13 protein-coding genes are annotated in these 13519 nt (G+C 36.5%); 6 read left to right on the forward strand and 7 right to left on the reverse strand.

All coding sequences use genetic code 11. The features are described from left to right. Position 1: 1 nt before the first annotated feature. Positions 2-562 (forward strand): gliding motility lipoprotein GldD, encoded by a 561-nt coding sequence (gene gldD, locus LNQ34_RS10975; protein WP_229999703.1) that lies wholly within the window; start codon positions 2-4, stop codon positions 560-562. Positions 563-1011: 449 nt separating this feature from the next. Here the strand turns inward: gldD and LNQ34_RS10980 are convergent, their stop codons facing one another. The 3 genes from LNQ34_RS10980 to LNQ34_RS10990 form a co-directional block, all read right to left on the reverse strand. Next, positions 1012-1254 carry a hypothetical protein gene (locus tag LNQ34_RS10980; RefSeq protein ID WP_229999705.1) on the reverse strand — a complete coding sequence of 81 codons (243 nt, stop codon included), beginning with the start codon at positions 1252-1254 and terminating at the stop codon, positions 1012-1014. A 404-nt stretch (positions 1255-1658) separates the two neighbouring features. Further along, a complete protein-coding gene (locus tag LNQ34_RS10985; protein ID WP_229999706.1) occupies positions 1659-2120 on the reverse strand; it encodes a VOC family protein in 462 nt (153 codons plus the stop codon). Positions 2121-2235: 115 nt separating this feature from the next. Further along, complete coding sequence (locus LNQ34_RS10990) at positions 2236-2613, reverse strand: heavy-metal-associated domain-containing protein (RefSeq protein WP_017497247.1); 378 nt, start codon at positions 2611-2613, stop codon at positions 2236-2238. 103 nt (positions 2614-2716) lie between these two features. Between LNQ34_RS10990 and LNQ34_RS10995 the strand changes: the two genes are divergently transcribed. Both LNQ34_RS10995 and LNQ34_RS11000 read left to right on the forward strand, forming a co-directional pair. After that, a complete protein-coding gene (locus LNQ34_RS10995) occupies positions 2717-3583 on the forward strand; it encodes a DMT family transporter (protein WP_229999708.1) in 867 nt (288 codons plus the stop codon). Positions 3584-4192: 609 nt separating this feature from the next. Next, positions 4193-4426: a hypothetical protein gene (locus tag LNQ34_RS11000; protein WP_202702531.1), complete on the forward strand. Its 234-nt coding sequence runs from the start codon at positions 4193-4195 to the stop codon at positions 4424-4426. A 396-nt stretch (positions 4427-4822) separates the two neighbouring features. Here the strand turns inward: LNQ34_RS11000 and LNQ34_RS11005 are convergent, their stop codons facing one another. Next, positions 4823-6871: a M16 family metallopeptidase gene (locus tag LNQ34_RS11005; protein ID WP_229999709.1), complete on the reverse strand. Its 2049-nt coding sequence runs from the start codon at positions 6869-6871 to the stop codon at positions 4823-4825. Positions 6872-6882: 11 nt separating this feature from the next. After that, positions 6883-8205: a M16 family metallopeptidase gene (locus LNQ34_RS11010; RefSeq protein WP_017497243.1), complete on the reverse strand. Its 1323-nt coding sequence runs from the start codon at positions 8203-8205 to the stop codon at positions 6883-6885. 273 nt (positions 8206-8478) lie between these two features. Between LNQ34_RS11010 and rplU the strand changes: the two genes are divergently transcribed. The 3 genes from rplU to LNQ34_RS11025 all read left to right on the forward strand — a co-directional run bounded on the left by rplU (position 8479) and on the right by LNQ34_RS11025 (position 10597). Further along, entirely contained in the window at positions 8479-8913 is a 435-nt protein-coding gene (gene rplU / locus LNQ34_RS11015; RefSeq protein ID WP_070905843.1) for a 50S ribosomal protein L21, read from the forward strand. Positions 8914-8937: 24 nt separating this feature from the next. Further along, the gene (gene rpmA / locus LNQ34_RS11020) at positions 8938-9198 is read left to right on the forward strand and encodes a 50S ribosomal protein L27 (protein ID WP_017497241.1); all 261 of its coding nucleotides are present in this window, start codon (positions 8938-8940) and stop codon (positions 9196-9198) included. A 109-nt stretch (positions 9199-9307) separates the two neighbouring features. Then, the gene (locus LNQ34_RS11025) at positions 9308-10597 is read left to right on the forward strand and encodes a hypothetical protein (RefSeq protein ID WP_229999710.1); all 1290 of its coding nucleotides are present in this window, start codon (positions 9308-9310) and stop codon (positions 10595-10597) included. A 162-nt stretch (positions 10598-10759) separates the two neighbouring features. Here LNQ34_RS11025 and LNQ34_RS11030 read toward each other — a convergent pair whose 3' ends face one another. Both LNQ34_RS11030 and LNQ34_RS11035 read right to left on the reverse strand, forming a co-directional pair. Then, a complete protein-coding gene (locus tag LNQ34_RS11030) occupies positions 10760-12424 on the reverse strand; it encodes a serine hydrolase domain-containing protein (RefSeq protein ID WP_229999712.1) in 1665 nt (554 codons plus the stop codon). A gap of 75 nt (positions 12425-12499) precedes the next feature. Further along, positions 12500-13312, reverse strand: a complete 813-nt coding sequence (locus LNQ34_RS11035; protein WP_229999714.1) for a helix-turn-helix domain-containing protein — start codon at positions 13310-13312, stop codon at positions 12500-12502. Positions 13313-13519 lie beyond the last annotated feature (207 nt).

The raw sequence follows: 13519 nt of genomic DNA on the forward strand, positions 1-13519 counted from the left end.
AATGCTAAAAAAGACCATTTCACTAGCAACAATTTTACTGGCATTGACTGTTTTAAGTTGTAAGGAGGATGTAGTGCCAAAACCTGCCGGTTTCCTTCGTTTGGACTATCCTGAAGCCAAATATGTAGGTTTTGAAAACAATTGCCCTTTTACTTTTGAAATGAATGAAGCGGCCGTAATCAAAGGAGAGAAAAATTGCGGATTTGCGATTACCTATCCAAAGATGAAAGCTACAATTTACCTCACTTATAAGCCGGTACATGGAGATATTGTGAAATTGCTCAAAGATGCTCAGAAGTTAACCTACGAGCATGTTATTAAAGCAGATGATATTTTAGAACAGCCTTATTTAAACCCTCAAAAAAAGGTTTACGGAATGTTTTACCGCGTAGACGGAAATGCCGCTACAAACTCACAATTTTACGTTACAGACAGTACAAAACACTTTATCACAGGATCGGTTTATTTTTATGCGAAGCCTAATTTCGATTCGGTTATGCCGGCTGCGAGTTATATTCGAAATGATATGCAAAGACTAATGGAAACATTAAAGTGGAAATAAACGATAGACTTGATTTTATACTGCCCTCAAAAAGTTAAATACTATTTGGGGGCATTTTATTTGAAAGTCTTTTTGGGTTTGTAAAGGCTGAATTTTGGGTTAGTCTGAAAATCTGTGGACTGAGAAAATTTACGATCAGGTATAAAAATTGCGGATGAAGCGGGCTGAAAGCCCAAAAGAAAAACGAGCATAGTGCAACGCACTATGAACTAAATAAATGGGGAGTATTGCCCTGAAGGGGCAAAAGCAGATTTACACGATATGGCCCCCGAGTTTTATTACTTGCAATTAGGAATCATTTGCTGGTGAAGTCTCCCAATTTTGTACCTGTTCCAATGTTTCACAAAGAAAAATAAAAAAACTATTGCAAAACAAAATATAGTATGATTATCAAGTCGGGAGATTTCGCGCAGTGTTGGGGTGATTCTGTTAGCTAGTGTGAGTTATATTCAAAATGATGTAAGGATTATTAAAAGAAACACAATTCCTCCCAGAAAAATTACCCCTATCATATGATTTCTTTCGCTATTAGCATCTTTTTTATTTTTATTTCCCTTGGGAGACCATATTCCTGAGAAGGTAATAAAATCGTCTTTTTTAAAAAGAATTATTGTATTTAAATAAGTGAATCTTACACAGGCTCCCAAAATTTCAATTAAATATCTTCCTGAAATTATTTCAATTAAATCCATTGTTATTCATTTATTTTCGGTTGTCCTTATAGTCTATTTAATAGACTTATTTCTGCTGGTGCGAGAGTTTTGTTCGTGCATTAATATACGAATGTGATAGGTGAAAAATAAGTAGACTTACAAACACCTCTGAATTTATGAGTCTTCAACAAATATAAATTAAAAGGCAATTTATTTGAAAATCTTTTTAAGTTTTTAAAGACCTAATTTTGGATCAATCCGTAAACCTGTGGACTGAGAAAATTTACGATCAGGTATAAAAATTGCGGATGAAGCGGGCTGAAAGCCCAAAAGAAAAACGAGCATAGTGCAACGCACTATGAACTAAATAAATGGGGAGTATTGCCCTGAAAGGGCAAGAGCAGGCTTACGCGATATTGATTTCAAATTTTATTTTCCACAACTTAGGAAGCAGAAAAAGCTTCATTCATAAATTGTTGAAGTCCTGATTCTTCAAGGATTTCAATCGAGAATTCTCCAAAACGTTTCGGAAGCCAGATGATTCTAACACCACTTGGAGTGTTAAGACTTTCTCGTGACAGCGGATTTCCGTTCTCGTCCTCTGGCTGTACACCTGATTGTACCAATTCGTCAAAAGCAGCTTCGATGTCGGGAGTGGAATAGCAGTGGCGATAAATTGTTCCTTCGCCTTTTGTCTCCAATAAATTCCTTAGATTTCCGGAAAAAGGCTGAACCAGCATAAATCTTTCCTGACCAATTTTTACAACGGCATATACAACGTGTAATTCATCTCTCTCCCAGGTGAATTTTTTTGAGATCTCTGCTCCGAGGATTTTCGCATAATAGTCGCATGCCGATTGCAGGTCGTTAACTAAAATGTCTATGTGGCTAAATTTAAGTTCCATTGTTTTTTAGGGCTGTATTGAAATGATTCATAAAAAAAACAGTAGCAAGCCTGAGTTTACTACTGTTTAAAGATTTATTTTTTGTCAGTCTTTTTAGAACTGAACCATCGTCAAATTACGATTTGATATCTAAAACTTTATACGTTTTGCCGTCTCCGGTTGCCTGAACTGTCTTGGTTAAATTTTCCTGGTTTTGAACTGTTTTGTCAAATACCACAGTTGCTGTTTTTTTCTCAAAATCAACGGTTGCTTTTTCTACACCGTCCAGATTCGATAATTCTTTCTCGATCGTTTTGGCACATCCCATTGCGCAAGTCATTCCTTCGATTTTAAAACTTGAAGTCTGTACATTTTCAGCGGCAATTGCTTTGTGTTCTTTTGGAGCTGATTCTATATTTTTGATGTTAGCCAGGTTTTTATCTTCTTCTTTTTTGCAGCTTACCAGTACTAAACCTGCAATAGCAATCGAAGCTATGATTCTTGTAAATTTCATATTTTTAAGATTTTAATTTGCGAAAAAATGTTCTTTGCAAAATTAGTAAAAAGGAAGAGGTCAATTCGTAAAATTATTACAAATTTGCACTAAAATACGTTTTATGGATGCAAAACAATTAAAGTGGGCCTATTTATTGGTGCTTTCACTAATCTGGGGAAGTTCTTTTATTCTTATCAAAAGAGGTTTGGTTGGACTCACAGCAGTTCAGGTAGGTTCGTTCCGGATTATTTTTGCAGCTTTATTTTTATTGATTGTCGGGTTCAGAAGTTTGAAGAAGATCTCCCGCCGTCAGTGGAAATTTGTCGCCATAACGTCTTTCTTCGGAACTTTTATACCGGCTTTTCTTTTTGCCATTGCCGAAACCGAAGTCGACAGTTCAATTGTAGCCATTATGAACTCGCTTACCCCTCTAAATACATTGATTTTAGGGATACTTATTTTTGGAGTCCAATTTCAAAAAAGACAGGTTTTAGGCGTTTTTATTGGTTTGGTGGGGTGTTTATTGTTGGTTTTAAGCGGAGCGTCTTCGCATCCGGGACAAAATTATTATTATGTGATTCTGGTGGTTATCGCAACGCTTAGTTATGCCATAAATGTCAATCTGATTAAAAAATACTTATCCGATTTAAATTCGCTCAGCATCACAACCGGAAATTTTGCGGTATTGCTTATTCCGGCTTTGCTTATTCTGAGTACGACCGATTTTCCGCAAAGAATAAGCCTTGAAGTTACACAGCATTCTATTTGGTTTGTCATGATTTTAGGGGTTCTTGGAACCGGAATCGCGAATGTTTTGTTTTTTAAATTAATCCAAATTTCATCGCCTGTATTTGCAACTTCGGTAACGTATTTAATTCCGATTGTGGCATTTTTCTGGGGGCTTTTGGATAACGAAATGCTTACGCCAATTCAGTTTTTTGGTGCTTTTATAATTTTGATTGGAGTATATTTATCGGCTAAAAAGTAACTTTGGCTGTGAAATGTTGTTTGTAAAAGGTTAGATGTTATTTGATTTTGTGCGAATGTTGCCCTGAGCGAAGTCGAAGGGTGCCAATTGGGACGGGGCTTCGACTTCGCTCAGCCTGACATTGATTTATCGCAAAGTTGTCATTTCGGCGAAGGAGGCTCGAGCGATAGCGAATAGGCGAAGCAAATCACACTCGTAATTCGACAAAGATTGACGACAATTGGGATGGGGGCTTCGACTTCGCTCAGCCTGACATTGATTTATCGTGAAGTTGTCATTTCGACCGAAGGGAGAAATCACACTCGTAATTCGACAAAGATTGACGATAATTGGGATGGGATTCTGGTGTGATTTGCTTCGCCTATTCGCTATCGCTCGAGCCTCGTTCGTCGAAATGACATGCGATGTTTTGTGTTTAATTTTGACTGAAAAATCTTACTCATTTAAAATTTTTAGGTATCTTTATGGTCCTAACTGTTCTAATTATGATTTACGAAAAAAACTTTGCCCGTGCAATATGGTGGCGATATTGGAAACAATCGCAACGCTTTGAACAGCGTAGGACACCTAAAGTGTGCGGGCTTCCTAATTTCCTAACTGTTCTAAATTATGAGTACAAACACCCTTTCGAAAGAAACAGAATTGAAGTTGATTGATTTCTTCAACAAATCGGTAGATCCTGAATTTATGGCAAAGACCATTCGAAAAGTAAATTATCTGCTTGCTTTAAGTATGATGAGAGAATGTGAAACATTTGAGACAGACAAAACAAGCCTTGAAAACGGCTTCTACTGGCTGAATGAATTAGCAGAAATTTTAAGTCCTTATTTAGAGGTTGAATGATTAAAATAAGAAAGGCTGTCGTAATTGACAGCCTTCTTTTTGTTTTGTTTTGTTTTGTTTTGTCGCCCTGAGCGGAGTCGAAGGAAGCGGAGTCGAAGGGCGTACCAATTGGAACGGGGGCGCTTCGACTTCGCTCAGCCGGACAAAGCTTTGATTTCGTTTGGTCTGACAAAGCTTTATTTTGACTCAGTTTGATATAGCTTCGACTTCGCTCAGCCGGACAAAGCTTTGATTTCGTTTGGTCTGACAAAACTTCGACTTCGCTCAGCCGGACAAAGCTTCGACTTCGCTCTGTTTGGCAAAAAAAGAAAAGGCTTAGTCAAAGTTTTAAACTCTGACTAAGCCTCAAAAAAATCTTAGCGCCTCAGCACCTTAGTATCTTAGCATCTCAGTATCTTACAAGAAATCTGCCTCAGAAACTCCTTCGTTGATTTTGATATCAGACATTTTGATGTCTAACTCAAAACCTACGTTCTGAACGATATTGAAAGGAATTTTAACTCCTTTTACATCTTTATAATCGTTGAAGTTGGTAATTTGCGTTGCTGATTTTCCGCCTTGTTCACGAACTTTTGATTCGGCAAGTTTCAATCCTGATGCAACGTCATAGAAATAAGTTGTTTTACCGTCTTTGATTGCGTAGGCATCTTTACCATTTATTGGTTCGATACTTTCTACTTTTAAGTCGGCTCTTTTTACAAGTTGAAGTTCTTCAAACGGAGCAGCGCTGGCTTTCATTTCGGCAAGATCATTTCCTTCAAGGTTTTTACGTTGTCCTTGTTGCTCGATATAAGCGCCTTTATCATTTACAACCTGTTTCATTAAATTCATTGGTCCCATCGCAAGAGATACCATCATTTTTCCTTTTGAATCTAACTTAGAAGTAAAAGTCAAAGGAGAGGGAGCTTGAGGAATAGTGGTAGATCCTGTCATCGAAAGTGTTTTTACAGTAGCAACTACTTTTTCTCCGCCAATTGCTTTAAGGTAGTTTTCGAAAACAGTTTTGGCAGTAATTCCGGCTGGAACTTCTTTTTTGGTTACTGGTTTTTCAACAGGATTTCCGTATTTATCGAAATAGAAAATCGGAATTTGAAGTTTCTCTAAACCTGTTAGTACATCAGATCCTTTTCCGGCAATTACGATTCTCATATTGTCCAGCATGAAATATTTGTTGGCAACACGATAAACATCATCGGCAGTAACGCTATTGATGGTTTGAATGTATTTTTCGTAGAAATCGGCAGGAAGTTTTTCTGTTTCAATGTTTAAAGCATATCGTGCAACAGTTTGTGGTTTTTCAACCTGCATTACAAAACGTCCAATATATCCCGCTTTTACATTTTTCAAAATATCTTCAGAAACTTTTTCAGTTCTGATTCTTTTGATTTCTTTTACGAATTCTACCACTGCGCTATCCGTAACCGTGTTTCTAACAGCAGAAGAAGCTTTGAATTTAGTTACATATTTTCCTCCGTCGATACTTGATCTTGCGCCATACGTCCAACCGTGTTTTTCACGTAGATTCATGTTAAGGTAACTGTTGAAATCACCCCCTAAAATTTGATTTGCAATAACAGCAGGGAAGAAATCAGGATCGCTCATTCTCAAATTCACCGTATTCACCAATGAAATTTCAGATTGAACGGCATTTGGAACGTCAACAAAATCAATTTGAAGTTTAGCAGCATTTTCAGGAGCCGGATAGGTGTTTTTTGGCGTAGCCTGTTTTTTCCATCCGCTAAAAAGTTTTTCTACAGCAGCTTTCGTTTCTTTAAATTTAACATCACCGATGATTACCAAATAAGCATTTTCAGGAACAAAATAGGTCGCATAATTAGACTGAACATCAGCAAGAGTCACATTTTTTACTGTTGCTTCTGAAAGATATTCTCCCGATGGATGGTTTTTTCCAAACGCTAAAACGTCAACAACTCTGCTGGCAATTGCCGGAACACTTTTTTCGTCGGCTTTAAGTCCTTCGATTAATTTTGCTTTTTCTTTATCAAATTCTGATTGCGTGAAGTTTGGCTGTAAAGCTCCTTCAGCTAAAAGCTCCAGAACGCGTCCTGAATATTTGGAAAGTGAACTTCCGGAAGCTCCTGATGAAGAAAAATTAATATTTGCTCCGTAAAAGTCGATCTCTTCGTTAAAAGCTTCTTTTGTTGTTTTTTTAGTTCCGTTACCAATTAAGGCGCTTGTTAATTCGTCGACCCCTTTTTTGTTTCCTTCTGCAAAAGGAGCGTTATCAAGGGTTAGAGTAAAGCTTACTCTTGGTAATTTATGATTTTCAACCACCAAAACTTTCATCCCGTTCGCCAAAACAAAAGTTTGTGGCTTTTTGATGTTGACTACAGGAGAATTGCCTGGTTTTGGTTGTGGACGGTCTTGTGCTTGCATAATTCCAGTTAGGAATAAAAGGATTAAAAATGTATGTATTTTTTTCATGATTCGATGACTTAGTTTTGAGCTTTAGTTGAAGGGATATAGTCTAAAATTAAACGCTGGTTAGGGTTTAGGTATTTTTTTGCTACTTCTCTGATCTCTTCTCTGGTGATAGAGTGATAAAGGTCGATCTCGGTATTTATCAAATTAACATCTCCGTAAAGCAGATAGAAAGAAGCCAGATTTTCTGCGATTCCTTCTACTGTTGAATTGGCATTCACAAAATTATTATCGAATTTGTTTTGTAATTTTTGATAATCTTTTTCAGAAATTAAGTCCGTTTGAATTTTTACAATTTCTTCGTCCATTTCTTTTAAGATGTCGGCTGTTGTGTTAGGAGCCATTGGTAAGCCATATAAAATGTACATTCCGTAATCTTCCTGACTAAATCCTACTGCTCCAATCTGAAGCGCCATTTTCTTGTCGTCTACAATTTTTTTGTACAGTTTAGAGCTTTTTCCGTCACTTAAGTAAGAAGAAATCAAATCCAGAACTCTCGCATCTCTGGTTTTCATCGATGGTGTTCTGTACGAAGCAACTACCATTGGAATCTGAATGTTCGGATCTTCGTAAGTGGCTTTTATGGTCTGATTGATTGGCTCTTCTACGTAAGTTTGTTTTTTTAATTCTTCTCCTTTTGGAATTGGAGCAAAATATTTCTGAATCCATTCTTTTGTTTTGGCTTTGTCAAAATCACCTGCCACCACTAAAACAGCATTGTTTGGGGTGTAGAATTTTTTATTGAATGCCTGAAATTCTTCAAGAGTTGCGGCATCCAGATCTTTCATGGAACCAATAGTGGTCCAGCGGTACGGATGTTTTTTGAACATATTTTCTTTTACAACCGGCAAGATGTTTCCATAAGGCTGATTGTCATAACGCAGTCTTTTTTCTTCCTTAACCACTTCGTTTTGAGTGTCAACTCCAATTTTATTGATAATCGGATGCATTAATCTTTCCGATTCCATCCATAAGCCAAGTTCTAGGTTGTTCGAAGGTAAAACTTCGTAGTAATAGGTTCTGTCGTCAGTAGTGTTGGCGTTGTTTACACCTCCATTAGCAGTAACAATCTTCATCCATTCGCCGCGTTTGATGTTTTTAGTTCCTTCAAATAATAAATGTTCAAAGAAATGTGCAAAACCCGTTCGGTCCGGACGTTCGTCTTTTGATCCTACATGGTACATAACCGAGGTAATCACAACCGGAGCAGAAGGATCATTGTGTAAAATGACGTGCATACCGTTGTCTAAATTGTATTCTTCAAAAGCTACCTTTTGAGCATGAGCCACTCCGCCGAGCATTAGTGCCGCACTTAACATAATGATTGAATTTTTCATAAAGATTAATAAATTTATATTTACCTAATAAATAGGTAGTCAAGAGTTGATTATCGTTACATCAAAAATAGGTTTTTTTAATTAGCATTTAGGAAAACAGGGATGAAATGATTGAATTTTAACAGTATTTTACTTCTAAATAGCTTTTTTGGAGTGCAGAAACGCCTTGAAAAACAGACATAAAGCAGAAATAAATATTTTTAGAATAAGGGATTGCACAGTAAATTATTAGTTGTATATTTGCAACCTTAAAAATCAATAAATCAATTTGGTATGTATGCAATCGTAGAGATAGCAGGGCAACAATTTAAAGTAAGCAAAGACTTAAAGGTTTATGTTCACCGTTTGGCTAACGAAGAAGGTTCAAAAGTTTCTTTTGACAAAGTTCTTTTATTAGACGATAACGGAAATGTAACTTTAGGCGCCCCAGCTATAGAAGGTGCTTCAGTAGAAGCTAAAGTGTTACAACACTTAAAAGGAGACAAAGTTATCGTTTTCAAAAAGAAAAGAAGAAAAGGATACAAAAAGAGAAATGGTCACAGACAATATCTTACTCAAATTGTAATTGAAGGTATTACTGCAGCTGGTGGAACTAAAAAAGCAGCGGCTAAAAAAGCGGTTGTAGCTGAAGAAGTATCTGCTGAAGCAGAAGCTCCAAAAGCAAAAAAAGCAGCTCCAAAAGCAAAAAAAGAAGCTACTAAAGAATAATAACAATATTTAAACTCATACGTCATGGCTCACAAGAAAGGTGTCGGTAGTTCGAAGAATGGTAGAGAATCAGAATCAAAACGTCTAGGCGTTAAGATTTTTGGTGGTCAAGCTGCTATTGCTGGGAACATCATCGTTAGACAAAGAGGTTCAAAACACAATCCAGGTGAAAATGTTTACATCAGTAAAGATCACACACTACACGCAAGAGTAGCAGGAGTTGTTAAGTTCCAAAAGAAAAAAGATAACAAATCTTATGTATCTATCCTTCCATTCGAAGCATAATCATTAGATTACTTATTACAAAACTCGTTCATCTTTGGTGAACGGGTTTTTTGCTTTATATCGAATACTTAATTATTTGTATTTTTGGAAGGATTAATCTATCCAAATTTTGAAAAAAATAGTTTTCCTCCTGTTTCTTTTCTGTACAAGCCTGTTTGCAAAAGAAATTCACTCTCCCGAGCAAGTTGCATCATTGACCGATGCTCAAAAAAAGATTTTATACGAGTTTGCTGTTTTGCAAAAAAGCGGTTCTGATGCTACTGTTTATTGGCAAAAGCACAAAAAACAATTTTCTGGACTAAAGGATACGATAAGAAATCAATTAGCGAACGAAATTTACGCCAACTCTCATATAGTCTATACTCCCGTAAAAAATTCTGCAGTTCAATTATGGATGCAAACACAATCGCTGACCAATTGGATGTTGTATCTCTCGGCATTTTTTGCAATATGTTCGATAATAGGTTTGTTGCGCAATTATTGGAATTCACTGATCGGTATCCTGATCAATCAGTTTGCTCCCTTATTCAGACTTTTATTTTCGGCAATTTTATTAACGTACGAATTTTTGTTAGTAGGGGCTGCTTGCGTTGTTTGGGGGTGTTTTATAGAAGAAATGACATTGCGGACGATAGTAATTCATACAGGTTTGTTTTTGCTATGGAGTCAGTCCACAGCAATTTTTACCCGTAAATATTTGGTCCAGAAATATATTTTTGAAATAAAGAATAATTTCTGGGGAGATGATAAGTGGGAAACTGTAAAAACAATTTGCCTGCCTGCTATTATCGTTACTGTGGCGCTGTTTTATCTCTTGTATAAAGTTCCGGCGGACACGGTGTATAATTATGAAATTGTGATTGCTGTAATGGCGGCTATTTGTGCTTTGCCTTTTTGGCGAATTTTAGAGAAATATATGTACCCGATTCTGATACCCTATAAAGAGAAAGATACTTATATTGAAAGAAGTGTTTACTCGCTCGCAGCTTGTGTGGTTTTGGCGCTAATCATAGACGGGTTCCTTATTTGGCAGTATAATGCAATTTTTTCATATGTAATAACCGCTTTGACGAGTTTGCTAATTGTATCGTTTTTGCTGTTGTCGCTTAAGGATAATTACAAACGCAATTATAAGAATTACTATTATTTACAATTTGTGACAACGCTCTTTTTTGCCTCGGTTTTATTTTATAGTTTTTACATTCATTCTGCGGAGATGATTTGGGTTTCATTAATTGGAGTAAGCACTTTTATCGTGATTAAATATTGGGAAATCCCGACATTTTTCTTCAGTTGGAAAAGAAGCAGCAACTGGACTTGGGGACTTTTAGGCATGGCGGCCTTGTTGTGGTTGTTGGCAAAAGGTATTTTATATGTTTCCGAAACATTGTCTGTTTAGTAAAGGACTAATATAATTCTCAAAAAATCCTGTACGTTAAATCTTTAATGACAGGTAATTTTAGAAAATGCAAAGCCATTAGAGATCGCAAAAGAACAGCAATCGCCATCTCTAACGCGCTTTACAGTAAAGTGAATGCCTTTTTGAGCCTGATCCTGACTTTTATTTTAATATTGATGGAAGTATATAATCCTGTACAATGGTATCAGCTTGTGCATGCCCATAAGGTTTGTTGTAGGCTTTTGAAGTAATGATCACGACAAGCGGAAGGTTCTTGAAAATCATAAACTCATTTCCACCATTTCCGGCGCAGTAATAGGTTTCGTAAGGAGTATTTTTAAAAGTAAAAGTTTTGTTCCAAAACAGATAACCGTAGTATTGGTTTTCTCTTTCGGGAATCTGAAACTGGTGGGTTAGGGTTTTTTGAACCCAATCAGTCGTTAGAATTTGTTTACCATTCCAAAGGCCATTATTTTGGTATAATTGCGCATATTTGGCATAATCCAGTGCTGTCATTTGAAGGCTTCCTGCGGTATTCGCTACTTTTTGAGGAGTATATTGCCATTGGTAATGAGTAATGTTTAAAGGCTTAAAAAGCTTTTCATCGGCATATTTTTCTAATCCTCCAGGAACAGATTTATGGATGATATCGCCCAATAAAACCACACCGGCCGTAAAGTAATCCCATTGACCGCCATTGGTTTTGGATTTGTCCATAGGTAAGTCTAAAGTGAATTTCACCCAATTGTCTGTAGGGTACATGTTTTCTTCGTTCCCGGGAGAATCGCTATTTTGGTCAGATCCTTCAAAAGCGGAGCTCATGGAGAGTAAGTCCTTTATTTTTACGCTGTCTTTTTTTGGGTCGTAATTTGTAAAACTCTTTAAATCGTAAAATTGGTCTAAAGTCTGATTTTCATTTTTAAGATAGCCGTCGTTTATGGCAATTCCGGCTAAGGTTGACGCAAAAGATTTTCCTGCCGATCGGGTATCGTGCAAAGTGTTTCGGTTAGCATCATTAAAATATTCTTCAAGCAGTAGTTTTTTATCGTAGACTACAACGATGCTTGTAATTTCCTTCAAATTGTAGCTGGCAATAGCAGCATTGAGTTTTTCAATTTTCTTCTTGTCAAAAGCAAAATTCGAAACTTCCCAGCCGCTGTTAGGTTGGATAGGCTGAACTTCGATTTGTTTGGCGGTTAGTTTCGGAGCTTTTAAGATGAGCTGAACTTCTCCTTTTGCAATTAAATCTCCTGTTTTAATCTCATTGTTTTTATCGGATTTAAGGTAAGGGCGAATTTCGATTTTTAGTTTGTGCTTGCCGTTGGTTAGGGCTTTTTCTCCGCCGTTAAGTTTGAATCTTTCCCATAGATAAATAGACCACCAGTCTTCTTTTTTTGTACTGGTCAAAGGGACTCTAAAGGTTGTTGAGGTGTTTTTACTGCCTGCTGATCCAAAACTGCATCCGTAGTTAAGGTTTTCAGTGTAGAGGGGTTTATTGTCGATGTAAAAGGCAAACTGAAGGTTTCCGGTTGTTAAAAGTTGATCTGCAGATAATTCAGGATTCAATTGGTGCAAGTAATTGATGACAGAGTTGTTCATGAAAACCCTGATATTCAAATCAGATTTGTAGGTTAGCTCAAAAGATTTCAGAATATCAGATTCTTTATACTGGTCCAAAGGAATGTTGCCTTTCATAAAAGTAACTTTACCAATGTTGTTTTTATGCAGTTCGGTTGTAATCGCATCGGGTTTGAACAGATTATTGTTTTGTGCCGAAATGATGCCATTGCAAAATAGTAAGGCGAGTAAAAGAAAGTGTTTTGTCATTTGATTGATTATTAGATTGAAAGGCAAAGTTAGTCTGCAATAAATTCTAAAAATTGTACAGGATTAACATCTGGTTTATTTTTGGAACAGTATTTTTTTGTGTTCGGAAGGATTCAGTCCGTTTATTTCTCTAAAGGATCGGGTCAGGTGGCTCTGATCAGAGAAACCGCATTCGTACGCAATTTCGGTTAAGGATTTGCTTTGAAGAGCAATGAGTGAAAGTGCTTTTTCTACTTTTAATTTTCTTATGTACTCTCCGAGATTGCAATGAAAATACTTTGAAAAATCTCTTGACAGGTGAATAGGGTGGATGCCTAATGTTTTAGATAAATAATCAAGCGTAATGGTTTCGGTAAGCTGATCGTGAAGGATTTCATCAATCATTGTAACCCATTTAGGATTTTTATGTTTTATGGCTTCAAAGTCGCCATTTAGTTTGGATAAGATTTCAATTAACAGGGTTTGTGTAGAAAGGTCAAAATGAAAATCGTCAATTTTGGTCGCTCTGAAAATTTTATACATCAAAAGTTTGATGTCGGGGTTTAGGACAGTTGTACTTCCTTGCAGGTTGTTGCTGTTTAAGGTGAGGTCGTCAAACCATTTTTTTTCAATTTCAAGATGAAAACCTCTGGTAAAGCCTTCCGGTTTGATGTTGTAGTGTGGTTCTTGCCAGTTATGAAACAAGAGACTTCCGGGAGCGCAATTGTAAACCTCTTTTTTGTTCCCTTCAATTACATTGCCCTGCAGGATAAAAGTGAAGTAAGCATGCTCATGATAGTGCCTGTCTACTGTAGGGTGTGTATATACGGTATCAGTCAACGTTATTCCTTCAAGAGAAATCGTTTTGTTGGTCTGGCCGTAAAACTCTCCTTTTTTAGATTGTTTCATGAGTACACTGCATTGCTATTCAAAACTATAAATATAATTTGATTTAGAGTCTGTTTAGAATTTATTTTTGAGGTTTAATTATTAAAGGATTTTCGAGCGAAACAAGGCAAATTTTTATAGAATAGCAGCGCTATTGTATGAAAAATTTAACGAAGTTTTAGCTGAAAATCATCATAAGAAAACCAACAAATAAAATTTAAAGAGGCT

The organism is Flavobacterium lipolyticum, assembly GCF_020905335.1.
GTDB lineage: Bacteria > Bacteroidota > Bacteroidia > Flavobacteriales > Flavobacteriaceae > Flavobacterium > Flavobacterium lipolyticum.